Annotated in this window: 16 protein-coding genes and 1 pseudogene; 6 read left to right on the top strand and 11 right to left on the bottom strand. The window is 57.0% G+C overall.

Going from position 1 to position 22,023, the window contains the following annotated elements; all coding sequences use genetic code 11:
- Positions 1 to 63 precede the first annotated feature (63 nt).
- The 4 genes from nifK to QD461_RS31020 form a co-directional block, all read right to left on the bottom strand.
- A complete protein-coding gene (gene nifK / locus QD461_RS31035; protein ID WP_004126108.1) occupies positions 64 to 1,605 on the bottom strand; it encodes a nitrogenase molybdenum-iron protein subunit beta in 1,542 nt (513 codons plus the stop codon).
- 125 nt (positions 1,606 to 1,730) lie between these two features.
- A complete protein-coding gene (gene nifD, locus QD461_RS31030; RefSeq protein WP_004126105.1) occupies positions 1,731 to 3,233 on the bottom strand; it encodes a nitrogenase molybdenum-iron protein alpha chain in 1,503 nt (500 codons plus the stop codon).
- 103 nt (positions 3,234 to 3,336) lie between these two features.
- Positions 3,337 to 4,230: a nitrogenase iron protein gene (gene nifH, locus QD461_RS31025; RefSeq protein ID WP_004126102.1), complete on the bottom strand. Its 894-nt coding sequence runs from the start codon at positions 4,228 to 4,230 to the stop codon at positions 3,337 to 3,339.
- Between the two features lie 606 nt (positions 4,231 to 4,836).
- Entirely contained in the window at positions 4,837 to 5,811 is a 975-nt protein-coding gene (locus QD461_RS31020; RefSeq protein WP_004126101.1) for a LysR family transcriptional regulator, read from the bottom strand.
- A gap of 995 nt (positions 5,812 to 6,806) precedes the next feature.
- On the opposite strand from QD461_RS31020, the gene QD461_RS31015 reads away from it, so the two are divergent.
- Entirely contained in the window at positions 6,807 to 7,772 is a 966-nt protein-coding gene (locus tag QD461_RS31015; RefSeq protein ID WP_004126098.1) for a hypothetical protein, read from the top strand.
- Positions 7,773 to 7,966: 194 nt separating this feature from the next.
- Here the strand turns inward: QD461_RS31015 and QD461_RS31010 are convergent, their stop codons facing one another.
- Positions 7,967 to 10,048, bottom strand: coding sequence for a prolyl oligopeptidase family serine peptidase (locus QD461_RS31010; RefSeq protein WP_004126095.1), 2,082 nt, complete (start codon positions 10,046 to 10,048; stop codon positions 7,967 to 7,969).
- Between the two features lie 429 nt (positions 10,049 to 10,477).
- Between QD461_RS31010 and QD461_RS31005 the strand changes: the two genes are divergently transcribed.
- From QD461_RS31005 to QD461_RS30995, 3 genes are all read left to right on the top strand, one after another.
- On the top strand, positions 10,478 to 10,939 hold the full coding sequence (locus QD461_RS31005) for a hypothetical protein (RefSeq protein WP_028755198.1): 462 nt from the start codon (positions 10,478 to 10,480) through the stop codon (positions 10,937 to 10,939).
- Between the two features lie 360 nt (positions 10,940 to 11,299).
- Entirely contained in the window at positions 11,300 to 11,626 is a 327-nt protein-coding gene (locus tag QD461_RS31000) for a hypothetical protein (RefSeq protein WP_004126093.1), read from the top strand.
- Between the two features lie 227 nt (positions 11,627 to 11,853).
- Positions 11,854 to 13,236: a transposase gene (locus QD461_RS30995; protein ID WP_004126092.1), complete on the top strand. Its 1,383-nt coding sequence runs from the start codon at positions 11,854 to 11,856 to the stop codon at positions 13,234 to 13,236.
- Between the two features lie 50 nt (positions 13,237 to 13,286).
- Here QD461_RS30995 and QD461_RS30990 read toward each other — a convergent pair whose 3' ends face one another.
- From QD461_RS30990 to QD461_RS30975, 4 genes are all read right to left on the bottom strand, one after another.
- Complete coding sequence (locus QD461_RS30990) at positions 13,287 to 14,108, bottom strand: IS5-like element ISRtr3 family transposase (protein ID WP_004126090.1); 822 nt, start codon at positions 14,106 to 14,108, stop codon at positions 13,287 to 13,289.
- 213 nt (positions 14,109 to 14,321) lie between these two features.
- Positions 14,322 to 15,377: an LLM class flavin-dependent oxidoreductase gene (locus QD461_RS30985; protein ID WP_004126087.1), complete on the bottom strand. Its 1,056-nt coding sequence runs from the start codon at positions 15,375 to 15,377 to the stop codon at positions 14,322 to 14,324.
- A 246-nt stretch (positions 15,378 to 15,623) separates the two neighbouring features.
- On the bottom strand, positions 15,624 to 17,126 hold the full coding sequence (locus tag QD461_RS30980) for an SDR family oxidoreductase (RefSeq protein WP_004126084.1): 1,503 nt from the start codon (positions 17,124 to 17,126) through the stop codon (positions 15,624 to 15,626).
- Between the two features lie 115 nt (positions 17,127 to 17,241).
- A complete protein-coding gene (locus QD461_RS30975) occupies positions 17,242 to 17,808 on the bottom strand; it encodes a nuclear transport factor 2 family protein (protein ID WP_004126081.1) in 567 nt (188 codons plus the stop codon).
- 999 nt (positions 17,809 to 18,807) lie between these two features.
- Between QD461_RS30975 and QD461_RS30970 the strand changes: the two genes are divergently transcribed.
- Positions 18,808 to 19,536: an aspartate/glutamate/uridylate kinase gene (locus QD461_RS30970; protein ID WP_004126078.1), complete on the top strand. Its 729-nt coding sequence runs from the start codon at positions 18,808 to 18,810 to the stop codon at positions 19,534 to 19,536.
- Positions 19,537 to 19,612: 76 nt separating this feature from the next.
- On the opposite strand, the pseudogene QD461_RS30965 reads toward QD461_RS30970, so the two are convergent.
- Positions 19,613 to 19,760: pseudogene (locus QD461_RS30965) on the bottom strand (SOS response-associated peptidase); the annotation flags it as partial.
- A gap of 77 nt (positions 19,761 to 19,837) precedes the next feature.
- Positions 19,838 to 20,701, bottom strand: a complete 864-nt coding sequence (locus tag QD461_RS30960; RefSeq protein WP_240535520.1) for an isocitrate lyase/phosphoenolpyruvate mutase family protein — start codon at positions 20,699 to 20,701, stop codon at positions 19,838 to 19,840.
- A gap of 733 nt (positions 20,702 to 21,434) precedes the next feature.
- Here QD461_RS30960 and QD461_RS30955 point away from each other — a divergent pair.
- On the top strand, positions 21,435 to 21,974 hold the full coding sequence (locus tag QD461_RS30955; RefSeq protein WP_004126073.1) for a peroxiredoxin: 540 nt from the start codon (positions 21,435 to 21,437) through the stop codon (positions 21,972 to 21,974).
- Positions 21,975 to 22,023 lie beyond the last annotated feature (49 nt).

Below are 22,023 nucleotides of genomic sequence, written 5' to 3'. Positions count from 1 at the left end.
CGGCTTGCGCCGGCCTTAGATGTCGATTGCAAGACACTCGGCGGCGGAGCCGAGCGTTTGCCGTTAGCGTGTGAGGTCATAGGAATAGTCCGTGACACCTGTTTGGCTCGTCTCGCGGTCGAGTTTGTCGAATATCGTGTCGAGGATTGTCGTTAAGACACGCAGCCCGCCTTGGTAGCCCATCAGCGGGAAGCGATGATGATGGTGCCGGTCGAAAATCGGAAACGTCAGCCGGATCAGCGGCGTGCCGGTGTCGCGCTCCAGATATTTGCCATAGGAATTGCCGATCAACAGGTCCACCGGTTCGGTGAAAAGCAGTGATCGCAGTGCCCAGAGGTCCTTGCCCGCCCAGACCTTGGCATCCTTTCCGAACGGCGAGGATGCAAGCAATGCCTTCATTTCGCTTTCCCACGCAGATGTGCCGTTGGTCGCGAGGCAATGTGTGGGCTCGCCGCCGGTTTCCATCACGAACCGGGCCACCGCATAGACAAAATCTGGATCGCCGTAGATCGCGTATTTCTTTCCGTGCAGCCAGGCTTGGCTGTCCGCCATGGCGTCGACGAGGCGCCCACGCTCCAGTCCGATCGCGGAAGGGATTTCCTTGCCGGAAATCTCCGAGATTTTCACCAGCAATTCGTCGGTTGCTTTAACGCCAAGGGGATAATGGAAGGAAGCCGTCGGCTGTCCGAACTCCTTGCAATATTCCAGCGTCTTGCGGGTGTTGTAGTGCTGCAGCGATAGTGTCGCTTCGGCGCCAAGAGCTTCCTTGACGTCTCCGATCGTCGTGCCGCCATCATACATGCGATACATGCCATCCGAGGGAGTATCGAACTGGTCGGATGCGTCCTGGATGAGGGTATACGATACGCCCATGAGGTTCAGCAGGCGCTTGAGCTCGCGGTTGTTGCCGACGCAGAAGCCGTCGAACCCGGGTATGATGTTGATGGTGCCGTTCGGTTCCTTGCGCTCCCTGCCCTTCCAGAAGTGCTCCAGGATGCCCTTGACCATGCCGTCATAGCCATCGACATGGCTGCCGACGAAGGCGGGCGTGTGGGCGAAAGGAACATCGAAGTCTAAGGGGACCGAGCCTTCGCTCTTGGCGTTTTCGATAAAGCCGTGCAAATCGTCGCCGATAACCTCCGCCATGCAGGTGGTCGAGACGGCAATCATCGACGGGTCGTAGAGCGCATAGGTGTTGGCGAGCCCGTCGACCATGTTCTTCAGTCCGCCAAATACCGCCGCGTCCTCAGTCATCGAGGACGAAACCGCCGACGAAGGCTCCTTGAAGTGTCGCGAAAGGTGCGACCGGTAATAGGCAACGCAGCCCTGGCTGCCGTGGACGAAGGACATGGTCCGCTCGAAGCCCGCAGCCGCAAAGACGGCCCCGAGCGGCTGGCAGGCTTTGGCGGGATTTATTACGAGGGCTTCGCGGGCAAGATTTTTCTCCCTGTACTCCCAGGTCTTGGTGAACTCGCTTTGATCGGCAACGACCTGGTCCGGGTGCGGACATTCGAAATTCAGCTTCTTTTCGGCAAGCATTCGCCTGTATTCCGGCTCGCGGAACAGAGGCGCGTGGTCGAGAATTTTTTCCGCCGACTGCGGCATGGTAATCGCCTTTCGTTTCATCGTGCCGCACCAATGGCGGCAAAGGACGTCGAGATGTTCGAGGTGTCAGGATCAAATCCGCGGCGAGAGCCTAGCCTGCCCCTGCTCCAAGACAGGCCAGGCCCTCATTCGGCCGCAACCGCCTCAGCCGGCGCGACCTTTCTCTTCCAGGGGGCGTCGTAAAGATCCCAGACTGGATTGTTGATGGCGAGGTCCATGTCTTTGGCAAAGATGGCAAAGCCGTCGTAGCCATGATACGGGCCGGAGTAGTCCCACGAATGCATCTGGCGGAATGGAATGCCCATCTTCTGCACCGGGTACTTTTCCTTGATACCGGAGCCTACGAGATCGGGGCGGATCCCCTCGATGAATTTTTCCAGTTCATAACCGGTCGCGTCGTCGTAGATGAGCGTGCCTTTTTTCACGTAATGGCCGGTGCGCTGATAGTCGTCGTTGTGGGCGAACTCGTAGCCGGTGCCAACGATCTCCATGCCGAGATCCTCGTAGGCCGTGACCACGTGACGAGGGCGCAAACCGCCGACGTAGAGCATCACGGTCTTGCTTTGGAGGCGTGGTCGGTATTTGGCGATGATGGCGTCGACCAAAGGCCGGTACTTGGCAATGACTTTCTCGGTCTTTTCCTCAATTTCCGGCCCGAAATGCTTGGCAAGCTTGCGCAAAGAGGCTTCGATCTGCGACGGACCAAAGAAATTGTATTCCATCCATGGAATGCCGTACTTTTCCTCCATGTGCCGACAGATGTAGTTCATCGACCGGTAACAGTGGATGAGGTTGAGCTTGGCCTTCGGCGCCCGCTCCACTTCGGCAAGCGTGGCGTCTCCAGACCAGTTGCCGACCACGCGCAACCCCATCTCCTCCAGGAGGATGCGCGTGGCCCACGCATCGCCGCCGATATTGTAATCGCCGACGACGTTGATGTCGTAAGGACTCGCCTCGAACTCGACATCCGTTTTCTCGAAAACCCAGTCACGGATGGAATCGTTGGCGATATGGTGGCCAAGTGATTGCGATACGCCGCGGAAGCCCTCGCAGCGCACCGGCACGATCGTCTTGTCGTGTTCCTTCGCCTTCTTGCGCGACACAGCCTCGATGTCATCGCCAATCAGACCGATCGGGCATTCCGATTGGATGCTGACGCCTTTGTTCAGCGGGAATAATTCCTCGATCTCATCGATGATCTTGTCCAACCTCTTGTCGCCGCCGAAAACGATGTCTCTTTCCTGGAAGTCGGAGGTGAACTGCATCGTCACGAAGGTGTCGATCCCTGTCGTGCCGACATAATAATTGCGACGCTGCGACCAGGAATATTGGCCGCAACCAACCGGTCCATGGGAGATGTGGACCATATCCTTGATCGGCCCCCACACGACACCTTTGGAACCGGCATAGGCGCAGCCGCGGATGGTCATAACGCCCGGAATGGATTTGATATTCGATTTGACGCTGCATTCGGAAAGAACGTCGTCCTCCTTGTCGGTCGCGTCTTTGCCCGTTGCAACGCCGAGGTGCTTGTTGCGGCGCTTCGCCGCCTTGTCCGGATATTGCGACAGCACGTCCGCTATAAGCTTTTCATGCAAAGCGCCGTTTTTCTCGTAGTCGAGGCTCATAGGGCCTGCCCTCTTTTAAGGTTCGGATGTCGCCTCGCGCTGAGGCGCGTTCTCGGGAAGGACGCGCCGGGTCAAGGGCCGGCGCGTCCGTCGAAAGCGGCGGTTATTGGGCGGCCGCCACCTTCGATTCCTTGGCCTGAAGTTCCGCAAGCATCTGCTCGTCGGTCTTCATGATGCCGAAGTCGAGCAGCATGTCCTCGAGCTCTTCCATGGTGATCGGGGTCGGGACGGTCCCTTGACCCGAATTGGCATGAATTTTCTCAGCCAGGGTGCGATATTCTCCGGCCTGTTTGGAATCCGGCGCATACTGGATGACCGTCATCTTCCTGAGCTCGGCGTGCTGGACGATGTTGTCGCGCGGCACGAAATGGATGAGCTTGGAATTGAGCCTGGAGGCCAGGGCCTCGGCGAGGTCGATCTCGCGGTCCGTCTGGCGCTCGTTGCAGATCAGACCCCCGAGCCTCACGCCGCCTGCATGGGCATATTTCAGGATGCCCTTGGCGATGTTGTTTGCCGCGTAAAGCGCCATCATCTCGCCGGACATGACGATGTAGATTTCCTGGGCCTTGTTCTCGCGGATCGGCATTGCGAAGCCGCCGCACACGACGTCGCCGAGCACGTCATAGGAGACATAGTCGACATTGTCGTAGGCGCCGTTTTCCTCAAGGAAGTTGATGGAGGTGATGACGCCGCGGCCGGCGCAACCAACACCCGGCTCCGGGCCCCCGGACTCTACGCACTTGATGCCCTTATAGCCGATTTTGAGCACGTCCTCGAGTTCGAGGTCTTCCACCGAACCTTCCTGTGCCGCTAGATGCAGCACGGTGTCCTGCGCCTTCGAGTTCAAGATCAGGCGGGTGGAGTCGGCTTTGGGATCGCAGCCGACGATCAGGATCTTCTGCCCGAGATCGACAAGGGCTGCGAGCGTATTTTGTGAGGTGGTGGACTTGCCGATGCCCCCTTTGCCGTAGAATGCGATTTGACGCAAATCTGACATGTTGCCTTCCTTCTTTCGTTCCATCCGTCGCGGAGTACGGTCGGCAGCTCGCGCCGCCCGCCGAGAAGCGTTTCAAAACGCGTGCCAAGTTGGCAGTCGACTTGAAGGGAAACTCTCTTGATTGTTTTTCAGCTATTTAGCTGCGCCAGACATGCGCTCCAACTGGACAAGCCTTTGTCGCGGGCCCGACAAATCGGACGCAATGTGTCGCAGTAAACTGATAAAGCCTGGCGATCGGAGGGTGCCGCAGGTTGGCCAAGACCACAGCGGGACCAAAGAATTTTTAAAATTGGAGACAATCCCACATCAAATCGTGCCACTGGCGAAGCACCCGGGTTTGCCTCAAAACAATGCCAAACCAGTTGAGACCCCAACTGCTTGTTCGGCCGCATCATGCCCCAGGATCGAAAGCGGCATATCCATGCGGCGCGACCCACACGAAACGGATAGGACAGCCTTGGCAATTTATGCGTTTGGAATCAGCGGTAAGCGCAGGGATCCAGGTAAGCTGCGCAATATTCCTGGCGGCCGGTCGCGGACAAGCTCGCATGCCCAATGGCTTGAAAAGTTTGAATGCATCGCAGCCGCATCAAGCGAGCCGGCCGTTTATCCGGCGTAAACTTTCGGACGAGTGGGCTTCATTGTCGGAGCATCTTGACGTTCCGCAGCCGGCGGCGAAACCATCCGGGCAGCCTCCCGAATTAATGTCTCCCGCATCCAAAGGCTTGCCGCATCGCTATTGTGGAGCGCGGGCCATTGGACGGCCTCGGTCAATGTGGCGATCGGAAGCGGAAGCTCCATGATGCGCAGGGGCGTCGTTTTCGCACAGTGCTGCGCCAGCCGCAAAGGCATTGTCCCTATACGGTCGGTACCTGCTAGCATGGGCGGTATCATGCTAAAGGATTGCACCACGACCTCGATACGTCGCTTGAAACCCCGCTCGCGCAAATACCATTCGTCAATGGCAGGCCTAAGGCCACTTCCAAATCTGACCGCAACATGGCCCATCGACATGTATTGCTCGAACGTGAACGGCTCTGATAGCTGCTTGTTCGTACTACACCCTACGCACACGAATATATCGTCGAACAGTGCAGCATGAGGATGCTTCGACATGAACACTTTCGGCATAATGAGGAAGTCGACGTCGCCGCGCTGGAGGAGCTCATCGAAGTCGTCTGAAACAGGTAGAAACTCGAAGCTGATGGCAGGAGCTTCCTGCGCCATACGCTCGACGACCTTTTCAAGAAACACGAGTGTCACGTAGTCGGATAGGATGATCTTGAAGCAGCGATCCGAATGAGCCGGATCGAACGGTTCCCAGGCAATAACGGAGAGCTGGATATACAGCAAAGCCTCTCGGACGGCCACGGCGAGCCTTTCGGCACGTGGCGTTGGGACAAGTTCACGGCCAACCATCGTAAAGAGATCGTCGCGGAAATAGCTTCGCAGCCGCGCGACGGCCGCGCTCATCGCGGGCTGGCTCAGATTGATGCTTCGTGCCGCTGCTGTGAGGTTGCGCTCGGTCATGAGGGCGTCGAGCACGACAAGGAGATTTAGATCAAGACCTTTAAAGCGCATGTTTTCCTTCATCCACGGCGTGGAGGTGTGCCATACACGCCATCGATCATCGTGCCTATTGAAAGAATATAAGTTGACCGAAATCAAGTAAATCGAGTGCACAGTTGCATTGGCTCGCCCGAACGGTCGCATAAATCGGCCTTGGGGATGTTTGGGGTTTACTCTCGTTGCGCGTCTTGGCAACTCTCTTAACCGGGCAACCCCTTTGGGGGCGGTCGTGAGACGACAAGACGTGGAACCTTCCACGCATCGTTGCATGGTATCGGACAAAATTTCGGGCCGACCCAGGAGCTCGGCATAAAGGCCTCCACTCACGTCATCGCGGCAAGAGCAATCGCTTGGTTCGAATATCAGAGCGAACGTGGCAAGCACCCGCCGTTGCCGAACACGCCGCCGTACGGGATCCACGCGAAGGAGATCGGCTATCAGCGCGTTTAATATCCGCTCATCCCCATTCCTTAACGCCTTGGCGATCTGACATCCGGTGGGGAGTCTTCAACAGGAAACTGCCGTACGGAAATGCCGGTGTAGATCGGCATCATGAACGGGTCTCAGTCCCTGAAACTGCGGAGCTGTGTCTTGATTTATCCATATCGTAAATAAGCGTTATCTAAACAATAAATTTGCAAACGAAGTCAAGAATCGGTTCCTATGCCTCCACATTGATCGTTCGAAAACAAACTTTAGGGAAATTGATGTTCAGTCATGCAATCAAAGCCGGTGCTCCCGATTTCCGCTCATTGGGCTAGGTCCGACTGCGCCTAATGTCAAATCTGGTTTCAATAAGAGGAGCAACGAACACATTCCCTTGAACGAATCCTCCCCTGGACAAGGCCAGCAAAGGCGCGTGCGACAGCACACCGCCTTTGCACATTCCGTTGATCCGTTACTGGATTTCATAGCATCAACAGGAACACGTTTTGTCGAGACTATCCGTATCGAGTGCAGGTTCTTGCCCGCAGGAGGAACTTCCATCATCCATGAAAGGCGATCGAATGCTCAGCTCCGCAAACTCCAACCCGAAGGACCTCGAACAGATCGCGCGCAACGGCGGGGTATTTCGTCGGATGGTGTCTCGAATTCCAACCTATCTCACTGATATGCGGGAGAACCCGGCTTGGCTACCAATGTTCCTGCTGGCACGCACGATGCCGTTCCGCAAGGCACATTGGCTGACCGCAAGACAAGCGCCGCGGCAGGAAAGTCGCAAGCCCTCGATGTTTGGTGACCTCAAGGCAGAGACGATCGCAGCCGAATTGAGAAGTACGGGCCTTTTTGCCGGCTTGACGCTTCCCACCGCAATCTGCGAGGAAATTGCCCGTTTTGGACATGAGACGCCTTGCTTCGGCAATTTCGACCGAAGGTTCGACTTCTTGGCCAGCGACCATGTCGAAGCCGAGGGGTGGTTTGGCAGGACGATACTAAGTGGCCACCATTACGAACGGGCGTTACGATGTGATGCCGTCGTTGCCGTTCAGCAAGATCCGCTGCTTCTCGACGTGGCAAGGCATTATCTCGGCGGCAACGCGAGATTGATCACCACGCGGACGTGGTGGAGCTTTCCGACGAAAAACGCTTCGGATGCGGATCTGAGCCGCGCTTCCTTCAAGTTTCACTTCGATCTTGATGATTGGCGGATGCTGAAGTTTTTCTTTTACCTCTCCGACGTCGATGGCAATTCCGGTCCGCATGTCTACGTGCGCGGCAGCCACAACCGTCGGCGCTTGAGGCATCAATTGACTCTGCTCGTTGGCCATCCGGCGCACGAGGTGCTTGATTTCTATGGCGCAGAAAATGCCATCACTTTGACCGGCAAAGCGGGTTCAGGTTTCGTCGAGGATCCTTTCGGCTTTCATATGGGTACCTTGGCAAAGCAGAGGCCGCGACTGATGATGGAGGTCGGTTTTGGCGTCTCAAAACCATCAAAACGCCGTTTCCATGGAGAGCCGGTTCTTCGCTAGACGAGCAACCGTTCCGGCGCGGATCCAAGTTCTGACAGGCCGCTTTCGCCTGTTGGAATGCACTCCGACTGCCTTCCTGGCAGGCCCTCTTCTGCCATGCAGTTGCCGCGCGGCGACCTAAGGGTCGATGATACCGTTTATGATGGAGGGAGTGCCTCGCCGCTTCAAGTCGATCTGCTGCTTTCCTCAACCAGTCACAGACGTTCCGAAAAGCCGATCGCATCGCGAAGGAAACCGTAACCTAGGGCTAGGAACGCCGCCTGCTCGCGATCGTCCGCGCCGGCACCATGACCACCGACCTCAGCTTCGTAGAAGTAAGCGGGGCAGCCGAGTGCCTGCAGCTTTGCAGCCATCTTACGTGCGTGCCCCGGATGGACGCGGTCGTCCCCTCTTCGGGTCGCGAGCAGGATGGGCGGGTAGAATTGCCCGGCTTCGGCCGTGTGATAGGCAGACATTTGACTGAGAAAGGCCCAATCCTCCGGCTTGTCGGGATCACCCTTTTCGTCAATCCGGCTCGCGCCCGCGAGGAGCTTGGTGTAACGACGCAGATCGAGAACGGGTACTGTGCAAAAGAGTGCGCCGAAACGCTCCGGATATCGAGTTAGCATGTTGGCGATCAGGAGACCGCCATTTGAACCGCCCTCGGCAGCGATCCGTCCGGGACGCGTGACACCCCGGCGCACCAGGTCGGCGGCCACGGTGGCGAAATCGTCATGGGCAAGACGCCTTTTCGCCCTTTTTCCAGCCTCGCGCCAGCGCGTACCGAACTCGCTGCCGCCGCGGATGTTGGCCACCACGCTCGTGCCGCCGGGTTCGAGCCACAGCTTGCCTATCGCGGAGTTGTAATGGGGCAGAACCGATTTGCCGTAGTCGCCACAGGCGGTGAGGTGGACCGGCGCATTTCCGTTTCCGTTTTCCGGCCCGACCTGTGTATAGGGGATTATTTCACCATCCGTCGAACCCGCCTCGTGACGCGTGACCAGCAATCCTGATGCATCGAATTTGTCTGGATCGCGTTTCAGGACGACGGGGGCGCCGAGCCGCGGCGCCCCGTTAAGATTGAACAAGAGAAGCTGCGGCGGCGTCACTGGATCTTCAGCCGAGACGAGGACTTCCCCATTGCTCTCGTGAACTTCCGCATCTAAGGGCCAGGCTCGAACAGTCGTCGCAGCGGGCATGGTGTCCAACGTTCGGTGCGTCCAATCCTGTCGTCCAGGCGTGAACATATCGAAGCGAGGAACGAGATTGTCGAGGAGGGATACCACGAGCTTTCCATCGTTCCAGAAGAAGGACTGCAGGGCGCACCTTTCGTCCGGTTCAAACAGCGTAGCAAAGTTACGCGCGCCGGCGATGAACGAGGACAGGGAGATGCCGATCAGTGCGTCAGCTGAATGGGTCGTTCCTCCGACCGTCCATGCGTTACGCAACTTCACAGCCAGCCAATCACCGAAGACGTTCCAGCTAGCATCTCGAGGAAGATCGATCTTGGTCTTCGGACCGCTCCTGTCGCCGATCCAGCCGACCGTACTGAAAAAGCCCCGCTCGATGAACCAAACGCGTTCGCTTGCGGCGGTACGATCCAGAAAGCCGAACACGAGGATGGAATCGGGACCCGCCTCGAAGATAACCGGTGCGGCGAGCGGATCGGAGTCACGCGTCCATAACCGCACTGTGCGCGCATAGCCGGAGCGCGTCGCCATGCCATCGCCGAGAGCGATGGAAAGCAAAAGAGTGTCGTAATCGAGCCAGGCAACATTGCCTTTGGCCTCCGGGAGATTGAAGCCGTCGGTAACGAGGCTTCGCGTGGTTAGATCGTACTCGCGATGCACGACCGCATCGCTGCCACCCAGCGACAGGTGAAGGACGGCGCTTTCGCATCTGCCCGGTTCGATCGAGGCACTGTCCCATATCCAGTCCTTTCCCTCGGCCTTGGCAAGGGCATCCACGTCGAGAACGATCTCCCACTCCGGCTCCGCCGCCATGTAGGCGGCGAGTGTTGTTCTGCGCCACACGCCTCTCGGGTTTTCGGCATCGCGCCAGAAATTATAAAGGTATCGGTCCCGGCGCGTGATCCCCGCAATCTTGTCAGGGCAGTCGAAAATGCCCGCGAGCGTGTCGCGGTCTCCTTCGAACGGCGGCCCGCCAAAACGCGAAAGCGTTCGCGCCGATTGCTCAGTGACCCAAATCAAAGCTTTCTCGCCATCGATGTCTTCGAGCCAGAGATAAGGGTCGTCATCGGGGGCATTCAGTGTCGGCCGAGCATCGATAACACTCATGTGCGAAAAACTCCTAATCGGGAAGAACTCCGTTGTGCGGGGAGGTAAGTCTGTGATGGCGGACACGATGGCCGTACGATCTGTCCCGAGAACGGATGGTATTGTCCTTGCCTGGTTTTGTGTTGCCGAGCCTCCGAAGGTGAGAAACACGTGGCTGTTTTAGCCGACCAAATGGATTTAGCCCTGCCAGAAATCGTTACTGCTCCCGTGGCCGCTGGGCGATGATCTCCGCAAACGGAGCAATCGTCAGACGGTTCGGTCTAGGCTCGCGGAAAGCTCGCACAGAACTAGGGCTCCACTCACCTCCGCAGGAAAAATCGTAGCTGGCGCGGCAAAGAAAAGGCGGTCCTCAATTTGGCGCCAGAACGGCTGTTTCACCGCCGCACCTGCGCGACTCTAATCCGACGAATGCGAAAGTCGGGTAAGCACATGTTCATTGAAACCAGCGGGGTTCATTGGCGACTATTGGTCGAGCCGAGTAATTATGAGAACGCCGCCACTCCAGCAATCGAGCGTTCCGATGCCAGGCAGGTAACGGTCCTTTTGGACTTAATGCGGATCTGCGCCAGACTTGGCATGATGCCTTTCTCCTCCTTTCATCGGATCGATCTCGTCACAGGTCATCGTTTCTATCACCTCCTGGCAAAGGAACTTCAAAAGCCGTGCCAGCTGCGCAAAGAGCGTGAAATGACCGCTATCCCAACGGTTCAAGCATGGATGCGTCAGTTGGCGAACACGTCGGTGTCGCGGACGGAACAAATCCGACATCGTCCCCCGAAGCAAAAACATCGCGAAGATTTATTGAAGTTTCAGGCGAGCGCGTGCCGGTTCATCACAGACCCGGTAATCGCGCCAATCGGCCAGAAAGCGGCAATACCGTCGGGAAGCTGACACACGGTTGACAGTGGCCGAGGCGCTGTTTGGCAAGCTGTTTGCTTGCAGAGCTTGGGGCAGCAAAGTCGACAAAGCATGGTCGGCAGCCAGTGGCGACATTGGGTTCTACTAATCAGCCCACAGGAGGAGCGACGGCGGATGACATGCATTGTCGGTTTGATCAGCGACGGATCTGTTCACATCGGCGGCGATAGCGCTGGTGTGGCCGGCTATTCGCTTACCCTCCGAGCCGATCGCAAAGTTTTCCGCAACTAGGACTTTCTCTTCGGGTTTACCTCTTCGTTCAGAATGGGCCAGCTATTGGCACATTCGCTCAAGCCGCCCAAAAGAGATCCTGAAACGGATGTCTATGCCTTCATGGTGACGGATTTCGTCGACGCGCTTCGCCAGTGCCTGAAAGATGGCGGCTACGCACGGCGGCAGGACGAAGTCGAGCGCGGCGGCACCTTCCTCGTCGGCTATGCCGGAAGGCTTTTCAGAATTGACGATGATTACCAGGTTGTTGAGCCGGTCGATGGCTTTGACGCCTGTGGATGTGGTCAGCAAATAGCACTGGGCGCGCTCTATGCATCATCAAGCTCACCGCCTCGCGAAAGGTTAGAGATGGCTCTGAACGCCGCCGAGCGTTTTTCCGCCGGGGTACGCGGCCCATTTCACTTCGAGACACTCAGTCTCGCTGGGTGATGATGGTCACTACGGCAGTTTATTGTAGCGAGTTCGCCAAAGTCTAAGCTTGACTTTGTACAAAATCTCTTTGGAGTTTCGGGTTTGTAGCGGCGGCGCTGATCTTCCGCGTACTGGCAGCGTGGCGCGCGCGGCACTCTCATTTTGAGGCAATTTGAGCGGGGTGAATCAATTCGCCGCAGTCTCTCTGACTTGCCTGTTTCGCGTGACCGGATTCGAACCGGTGGATGACCGATCATAATGAGAACTGCGTCGGGTCGGGTGATCCTGTTCCGCAAATCCTTCGCCAGTGGCTGTCGTCGTTTCGTCCCTGGTTCACGGCACCCAGCTGGGAGCATCTCCTGGTCCTGGTGATGGGTGCGATCCTGTCTCCAGGCAAACGAACAGTGACGTCCTGTTTGCGGATCACCGGCCGCGCCGAGGCTGGCAATTTTTCCCTCTACCATCAGCTCCTCAATCGCGCGCGTTGGAACCCGCGTACGTTGGCTTCGCGGCTGTTATCGGTCGTTGTCGCCAGCCTCGTACCCGATGGTCCCATTGTGATCGGTATGGATGACACCATCGAACGCCGATGGGGACCAAAGATTGCCGCGCGTGGCATTTATCGCGATCCAGTGCGCTCCAGTCACGGTCACTTCGTCAAAGCCAGCGGCTTGCGCTGGTTGAGCTTCATGGTTCTTGCCCCGGTCCCATGGGCCAAATGCATCAAGGCCCTACCAGTCTTAACGCTTTTATGCCCCTCAGAGCGCTACGACAAAAAGAGGGGACGAAGGCACAAACTGCTGACGGATTGGGCAAGACAGGGCGTGATGCAGCTTTGCCGCTGGCTGCCTGGACGCGATCTCATCTTTGTTGGCGACAGCAGTTTTGCTGTCCACACATTGGCTGCAGCGCTACCAGGCAGAGCCACCCTCATCACACGCCTGCGTCTCGACGCCAGTCTGTTCACCCCGCCAGATCCGCGACACGAACATACGCTCGGGCGGCCCGCACAAAAAGGCATGCCCTTGCCCAAGCTCAAGGCGGTCCTCAACAATCCCAAGACCGTCTGGCAACGCGTCATCGCGTCAACCTGGTATGGCAGACAAACCGATAAACACCTTGATATCACGACAGGCACTGGCTTGTGGTATCGGCGGGGAACCCCACCAAGGCCAATTCGCTGGGTCCTGGTTCGAGACCCGACCGGCCGCCGCGAACCGCAGGCGTTTATGAGCACCAATACCGAGCTCGAGCCGACCCAGATCATCGCCTATTTCGTTCGGCGCTGGCAGATCGAAGTGACGTTCGCCGAAACACGCGCCCATCTCGGTGTGGAGACCCAGCGCCAGTGGAATGGCAACGCCATCATCCGCACAACACCTTCGCTCCTGGCCCTCTATAGTCTCGTGACGCTGTGGGCGGGAGATGTTCTCAGCCAAAGCACGCGCCCTTACGCCGCCGCATGGTACAGGAAAACCGATCTGACATTCACAGATGCGATTGGCGCTGTGCGTCTCGTTTTGTGGAGCGACGATCTTTATCGACACTCACCGTCAAACCTGGAAATGCATAAAATACCGCCAGGGCGACTTGTCCGTATGGCGCAGGCGCTTTGCTTCGCCGCATAATGCACAAAGTCGAGCTAAGAGGCTGACTCAAAAAGACCTCAGCAATATCTTTATCTTGCGAGCCGCCGTGTAAGGATGCGGATGTGGGCGATTGTGATCCATGCCTCGGCGGAGGCGATCGTTTTCTCCCAATCCTTGGCCAGTCTACGGCAACGACCGAGCCAGGCGAAGGTCCGTTCCACCACCCAGCGGCGCGGCAGGACAGTGAAGCCCTTGGCCTTGTCGGAACGCTTGACGATTTCAATTGTCCACTGGCCGAACTTCGCCAATCTCCCCTTCAGCTTGTCGCCCGCATAGCCGCCATCGGCGAAAACATGTCGGAGCCAGGGCCAGCGGTGGCGGATCGATTTCAGGAGACCGAATGCCCCATCACGGTCCTGAATGTCCGCGCCATGCACTATCAGGCCGACCATCAGCCCCAGCGTGTCGACAATGATGTGGCGCTTTCGCCCCTTGAGCTTCTTGCCGGCGTCATAGCCCGAAATCCCGCCGCTTTCTGTGGTTTTCACGCTCTGACTGTCGATCACGCCAGCGGACGGCGAGGCTTGCCGACCTTCCAGCTCGCGCGTCTCCATCACAAGACGATGGTTGATCCGGCCCCATAAACCCATTGCCCGCCATTCGTAGAAATAGGCTTGAACTGTCGTAAACGGTGGAAAGTCCTTTGGCAGCATTCGCCACTGACAACCCGTCGAAGCAATATAAAGCAGCGCATTCACGACCTCGCGAAGATCGGTTCTCCGTGGCCTGCCCAAACGCCTTGGCCCAGGTAGGCAAGGCGAGATCAACCCCCACTCCCGGTCCGTCAGATCACTTGCATAACGACTCGCGCGTCGGGCATATTGCCGACGGGTGAAATCAGTCCAACCCATTGTGGTCTCCGTTCGTCCTAAGCAAACAAACAGAATCACAAATGACTGATTTCACTCAACTCTTTTTCGGTCAGGCTCTAAATCGCCGTCTCTTCTGGCCAGAGATCCGGATCGTCAGCGAGGGCCGTTCGCCGTGAACCGAGACCGACTTCAGTGATATCCAGACGGTTCATCATCAAAAATTGCTCTGTGATCTCGGAAGGGGTTATCCGGTCATGGCTGCGCATGACCGAGCGACTTGTTGACAGCCGGGATGATCTTGTCTCCCCAGAGTTCGATTTGCCGCAGCATCGCCTGATGATCGAAATCGCCCAATTGGCAGTGAATTGCGATCTGGGACGGCTTCAGCACACTGATCTCTTCGAGCAGGCGATCGATCACCCGATTCACACTGCCGATTGGTAGATTGTCGCGCATCGTCTGAAACGACAGGTCCTGCTTGGTCGGGGTTTCCTGCAGAAGATAGCCGTCCTCGGTTTGTTGGCGGCGCTGATGAAGCGCTTCCGATAGCCGGCGCTGGAAACGGGCGTTGTCGAGATAGCTGTTGATCTCCGTTTCGTTATCGCTGGCATAACAACAACGCAACAGCGAAATCTTGGCATCCGCGGCATCCTTACCTTTTGCGAGTGCCGCGTTCTCGACGCTCTCGCGAAGCTTGCTTAAAGCGCCCAAGCCATCGTGGAATGCCGTGACGAAAAGATTGTGTCCTTCCCGATAGGCCCGGCCCATGTTGTATCCGGACGCCGTAGCGATCCAGATTGGGGGGGCCGGCTTCTGGATAGTCCGCACCGAAATCGCCGTCGGTGGTACCTTTAAATATTGGCCATTGTGCTCAAAAATCTTTTGCGTGAGGCCCTTGAGAAGGACGTCCAGATATTCCGAAAAGACAGCGGGCGCCTCATCGATATCGACACCAAAGCGGTCAAACTCAAACTGCTGATATCCAGAGCCGACGCCAAGCTCCAGGCGGCCGCTCGAAACGATATCGGCGAAACCTATCTCGGAAAGCAGGCGCTGCGGTTGATAAAGCGGCAATACGCAAACACCAGTGCCGAGGCGGATGGAGTTCGTCCGGCCGGCGCAATGGGCCACCATCATCAACGGCGATGGAACGAGGCTATAGTTGTTGAAGTGGTGTTCGGCAAACCATGCGGTGTTGAAGCCAGCTTGCTCCGAAAGGACTGCCTGTTCGATTGAGTTGCGGATGATTCTGTCGGCCGATTGATGATAGCCCCGCTGGGAGGCAAGGATGAAGGTCGCAAATTCCATAACGTTTCCTCATTCACGTTGGGTCCATTCGCGAATGGTCAGCGGGCATGTATCCGTGGCTACTGATCCAATCGGCTTTTTTGATATTCGGGGCTTTGAAACAAAATCGCTTGCCGTTCCCCGGCCGCAAGTGCTCCTTAAAACTGTCAAATTCGATGACGCTCCGGATGCCGTTTGGCACACAGTGTCGTTTTCGATTTCCCGTGAATGCTTCCGATCGTGGGTAGAATACAACATTGTCCGAAGTCAGCCGGCGCCGACGTAGAGGGTCGATCCGTTGATGTATGAAGCATCTGGCGAAGCTAGGAAGAACGCGGCGTTTGCCATGCCTTCGAACTGCCCCCCGCCAAGGGCTGGGTTGCGGCGGCTGATCGCGTTCTGTGCGCTATCAGGTGTGTGAATGAAGCCAAGAGCAATCGTCGCAGTCCGAATGCCAACCGGCCCGAGTTCGGCCGCCATGCAGCGGGTCAGCATTTCCAAGCCCGCCTTTGATGCGCCATATGCATGGCGCTGGGCAATCGTCAGGGAGCGGTTGATGGATCCGATATTCAGGATTACCCCGTCGGGCCGCATCATTTTGATAGCCTCACGCGCGCAGGTGAAGGCACCGGTGAGGTTGACATCAATGACGCGCGCGATCTCGGCAGGCGTTTGCTCAACTCCCGACTTGCAACTGTCGGGCCAAGCGGCACTGTTGACGAGGACATCAAGCCCCCCGAACCGCTCCCGCAAATCGTCGAACAGTGCTACCACCTGCATTTCGCTTGCAATGTCCACGGATTTTCCAATGTGCTCGCCGCCGAGGGATTTTGCGAACTTCGCCGCCGCGGCGCCGTTTATGTCGGCAAGTACGACGGTATCGCCATTTGCTGCAAAGCGGCGAGCAACGGCCGCGCCTATGCTGGTCGCGCCGCCCGTGACGAGGACAATCCGCTTATTGGTTGATTGTGGCGGACGGGAAAGTTCGGCTTGTGGTATTTCGCTTACTCGCGGGTGCGCGTCGCCAGGCTGGTTGAAGGACATCCACCCGCCATCAATTGTCAGCACCGTGCCGTTGATACAGTGCGCATCCGGGCTGGCGAGAAACCGCACGGCTCGTGCAATTTCGTCCGGACGCGCCATGCGCCCCATCGGCACACGGCTGCGCACCGCCTCTAAGTTCGTCTGGCCAGCGTGTTCCAATTGCGCGACCATCGGCGTTCGCACATAGCCCGGCGCCACTGCCATCACGCGGATGCCAAGTGAAGCCAACTCGCAGGCGAGCGACTTCGTAATCGAGATAAGGCCCGCTTTCGAAGCAGCGTAGGCGTTGCGTTTTGGATTGCCAATTATCCCGGCCATCGAGGCGACGTTGATAATCGCAGCACCTGGCTGCATCCGCCGTGCGGCTTCGCGAGCCATGAGGAAGGGCCCGATCAGATTTACCGCCAATACGCGTCGGAAGTCGTCGATGGGGGTCTGCGTGGTCGCGGCCATGCTGGGCCCCATCGCCGCGTTATTGACAAGAACGTCGATGTGGTCGAACTGCGCGTCGATCCGCTCATAAAGGACAAGGATGTCCTCTTCCCGTGAGACATCGAATTCAAGTCCGAGATCCGCAGCGCCGAAACCGCGAGCCAGTTCAAGCACACCGCTGTCCGGGAGGTCCGCGGCAACAACAATGTCCCCGACATTGAGATGAGCGTCGACGAGTGCGCGGCCGATCCCGCCTGCAGCGCCTGTAATGATGACGACGCGTTGCTTTCTCATGAGGAATTCTCCTGACCGTTTCCCGGACCTTTTTTCCGGACAACCATCCCGACATGGCGGTAGACAGAAAGGTCACGTTTCCATTTCGCCGCCGACGAAGATCTGAAACCGCTCATCACCGAGGCGTTTTCGCCATGTGGCCTTCACGTTTCTGAAGAAAACGACGGTTCAAGAGCGCATAGACCGGATCGATTGGATATGATGCCCCGATCGGCTGCCGGAGACCGAAACGCTCCGTCTCGGAGGTCACTGGCGCGGGCTGTTCCTCGAACCAATCGTAGACGACAGTCCGCTCGGCGATGCGCCACTCACCTTCCCTTTTCTGAAACAGATCGCAATAACGGCCGCACAAGAGAACCTGACGTAGTGTCCTTGCCCCGTCCGGTCCGCGTTGCAGCGCAGTGAAGTAACTCTCGACGGCAGCCTCCGCCGGGTCGATGAACTCGATCAGAATGTTCGTGATCTGATGGATGTTGCGCTGTTCGGTCTTGAAGACACCGCGCGCGAACTCTATGAACCCCTCTGCCGAGCCCGAATAAGCGCCGTGATTGTCATGCGCATCCGGCCAGTACGCACTGCGCAGCGCCGCCTCGTCTGCCCGATCTATCCCGCGACAGTATCGATAAAGACAATCACGGATCGCCTCCCGATCAAGTAATTCGGTAATTTGTTCGTGGCGCATCGCTTTGTCGCTAATTTCAAGATGGGAAGAGGCATTCGTACATTGAGCGACGCCGCAACGGCGCCAGGATATTCGGAGCCGGCGGATCATCGAGGAGATGCTACACTTTGCACCTGGCACGGGGCGGCCCGCCAATATGCTTCTCATCTGTCAAACCGTCGTTTGGTTCGACGTCCGTAAGTTCGCTCAGCCGCGGCTTAAAGTTGTCGGGAATATGGCACGTCAGACCGTTCGCTCTTTTGGCTTCCATTGTTCTCTTCTTTGACAAAATCCGATTGGACGATTTGATACGGTCCGCCTTTTCTCCTGCCGACCGGATCGAATAATCGTTTACAGGTCAGCATCGCCATTCCAGCACCCATCCCATTCAAATCTCACGCCAACGCGACCCGTGTCGCCGGACGGAATGGTTTCGTTCGTCAATTTCAAATGTTTAGCGTGGGACGGCGAGAAATTGACTTAACAAAACCCGTGTCGGTTATCTGACGAATTGGACAGTGTGTGCGTTTGAATCTTCACGACGCCGCCTCTGAGGTGTTCGCTATCTTCAGCCCTAAGTCGGTAGGAAACATTGAGAAAACTTTTCGCGGGCTCGCTCTGCAAAGTTGGCATGGTTTTTGAGGTTGTTGCGACGCAGTGAGAGCCGCCGAGACATATTTCTCTCGTTGGTCGCTGCGTGGAACACTGGATCATGTAGGCCTACAGCTAAATGAAAGGCCCGTCAGCTTGAGCATCCCGGACAAAGAGCCGTAGCACGTTCGAGACGTCTCCAACATCGTTCGGTGAAGAATTGCGGAGAAATGGAGGAAGAGCGACTTTTCAAACGCGACGAAACTTCTCGACATTAGGTTCAACGTAATCGAGCTTGCTCTCCCAAATGGCGTTGAACGGATGCAGTTGTACGCTGCGGCTTTTCAGAAGGTCTCAGTTCTCCATCTGACATCGAGAAGCCCGCAAAACCTACATGGCGCCTTCACAGTGGCAGGGCGAGGTTCAGGCATGTTCACCCAAAGTCTTCCCCCATGCGGCTTTTCAATAGTTGTCAAGTTCCACGGAAGCCTCATGCATGATCTGTCGGTTTTTAGGACGGCTGTCGCCGAACTCGAGCGCTTGGTCGAGCGTGGACATCGAATTTTGGTCGTTCCTGGCGGAGACTTAAACGACAAGGCGATTGAGCGTGTTGAAGACCTATATCCTCCCCCATCGGTGATGACCCATCACGCGTGCGCTCTTGTCCAAGATGAGACAGGATATTTGCTGGCGAATCGTGCCTTCTCTTCGAAACTTGTTCCGTCTGCAACGTTGAGCGAATGTCGGAGCCTGGCAAAGGTTGGCAAAATTCCGGTTCTGCTTGCCTCGCGCATGCTCTTCACAACGGATTCGGTCGAATGGAGTTTGGACATAACGTCTAACGCTGTGGCGGCGTGGATTGCGTGGGTAACCAATGCTCCGCTACTGGCAATTCTGACCGATGTAGACGGCGTCTATCGCAATGCGGCAACTCACGATCCGGGGGCGTTGATCGAGGAAATAGATGCCCACGATCTTGCCGAGCTTGGTCATGCGTCAGTCGATGCTTGTGCAGCTCATTTCATGTCATTGCGGGGTGCTGCGGGGGTCGTTATCAACGGCACCCATCCAAACCGGCTGCGTGATTGGACCGAGGGAAAGCATGTGAGAGCGACCTACATCACCACAAATGAAAGGGTCCCATCATGTTCTGCTTAGTTAACGATAATGCCGACTTCAAACGGACGATCGTGGTACCTTTCTGCGGCACGTTCTTTCAAAATCTCGTCACCGATCACAGTGACGGCGGCTCCGCATCCTCGATAGGCTCGATGATATCGGGGCGGTCATTCAAAGCCCACATCCTTGCCGATCGGCCACATTGTCATCAGCTCGGCGGGAAAGTGTCTCATTAAGTCGTCCGGATCGGGCTCCGCAGACACCGTACCGAGGCTGACCGCTTCAGCTTACAAATGCTAATCACGCGCGCAGAGAGATACCGATTTTCGCCGAAGACGGTTCACCATAACGCAGCGGGTCCGTCGTCGAGCTTCGCGACCTCCTGCCCAATCGGCCCGGCGCTTGCTTCGGCGATGATCCAGTTGTACGCGGCCCGCATACCTGCAATCGCTGCACGCATCGCATGGTTGACCCAGACGACATTCGAGATGCCAGCCTCATGATGCGCTGAAATGACTGTGCGATAGTAATTCGAAGGCGCAATCATGATAGGAAGCCGTTTCCATTGCTTCGCAAAGGTGAGAACCTCGTGCGTCTTCGCTTCCCCCGAGTGGATCAGGATTGCATCGGCGCCGGCGTTCGCGTAGGCGTCCGCGCGCAATAGTGCCGCCTTGAGACCGTAACCGGCGATCAAGGCTTCGGTGCGAGCGACAAGCACGAGGTCGTTTCCCGTGGCATCCTTAATCGCCTTTAGGCGGCCGGAAAACTTTTCGATATCGTCCAGCGGAGGACGATTGCCGACAGAGGAATTCATTTTCGGGAAGCTCTTATCATCGATGCACACACCAGAGGCACCATGCTGCAAGAGCCTTGCTGTCATTAACCGCGCGCCATTCATGTTCCCGAAGCCGGAATCACCGTCAGCGAGGATCGGCAGGCCGCTGGCGTCCGCCATTCGTTCCATCACCTCTATCAAATGTGTCCAGCTTGCCTCCTTGACGTCGCGATAGCCGAGGCTCTTCGAAATGCACGGGCCAGACGCCCAAATGGCCTTGAAGCCCGCCTGCATGGCGACCGCCGCGGAAAGCCCATCATGCGCTCCCATCAGGTGCGTCAGGTCTGGGGAGGAAATCAGATCGCGGAGCGATTTCGTCGGATCCTCAATCGCCCCGATGCTCTTTGGAACGAAAACCTTTTGATCCATGTCATGCTCCATCAAAAATCGGAAAGTTCCAAGCGCAGCGAACAATCAAAGACGCAAGTTGCATGCCGGATGAGCGCGGGCGGCCGCACTGCACGACTTGCCCCGGCCGGCGGCCAGGCCTTGTAATCCAATCGTCGGTCTCCCGACATTCTTGTCCCGTTTCGCACATCAAAAGGTTGGCGAATGACCCCGCGAGGGAGAACCTAATCATTCAATAGCGATGACACGGCACGAACTTTTAATCTCATTGCGACCGGACACGCGGGCGCCTTGCCGAAGAGCTGGAGGGTGGCGCACGTCCCGATCTGGATATGATCGAGAGCAACAACAGCGGCACATCAGTCGGTGCAATGAGAAGAGCTGTCTCGGCAAATCGCTATGCCTAAGAACGCGAGCACGGCGGCCACGTCAAAGCCTGCCGGCGGTGCTCGTTCAAGGATCTGACATGACTATCCGAAACGGTTCCGTCTTTTGCGAACATCGGACGCTTGCCGATAACAAGCGACCCAACCGATGTCACCGCGGCGGAGGTCATTCGAGGTGAGAAGGTTGGGTCAGCGCCCTTGTCGGAGGCGCTCCTACTCAAACCCAGGCTCCTTCCGGCAGTACAATGATTTTCTGCATTTAAGGCAAATGGCATGGCGCTTGCTTGATCAATATATATCGACCGAGATCGGATATGCAGCCGCAATCGCCAAACATCGCGTCAATTGTCGGTATGAGGAACAGTTAGATGAACATCAAAAAGAAGGTTCCCTTCGTCACATTCCGGACGCGTGTTCGCGATGAGGCCCTACCAGGGCCGAACCCTTATCGGTGGAAAGACAAGACATCCGACGACTATTTCCGCGGCAAGCGCGTCATCTTGTTTTCGCTGCCAGGCGCCTTCACCCCCACCTGCACCAACCAACAGCTACCGGATTTCGAAAGGCTTTATGGGGAGTTTCAAAAGAAGGGCATCGATGAGATTTACTGTCTCTCCGTAAACGATGCATTCGTCATGAACGCCTGGGGCAAGTCCGTAGGGCTTCTCAACGTCAAGCTCATCCCTGACGGGTCGGGAGAATTTACTCGCAAGATGGGCATGCTCGTTGCCAAGCACAATCTCGGTTTCGGAATGCGCTCCTGGCGCTACGCGGCGCTGGTCGATAACGGCGTGGTAGAGCAGTGGTTTGAGGAAGAAGGCTTCTCGGACAACTGTCAAACCGATCCCTACGGCATTTCATCGCCGCAAAACGTCCTGGAAACGCTGAAGGCCACGGCCGCAGCATAACCACCGGAGGACTGAAGCCTCATAAAATGAAAAATTCGCGCGACGAAGT

The sequence above is a fragment of the Rhizobium sp. BR 314 genome, assembly GCF_047445805.1.
Taxonomy (GTDB): domain Bacteria; phylum Pseudomonadota; class Alphaproteobacteria; order Rhizobiales; family Rhizobiaceae; genus Rhizobium; species Rhizobium lusitanum_B.
The sequence above is the reverse complement of the archived record's forward strand: the minus strand, read 5'-3'. Positions and strand labels throughout refer to the sequence as shown.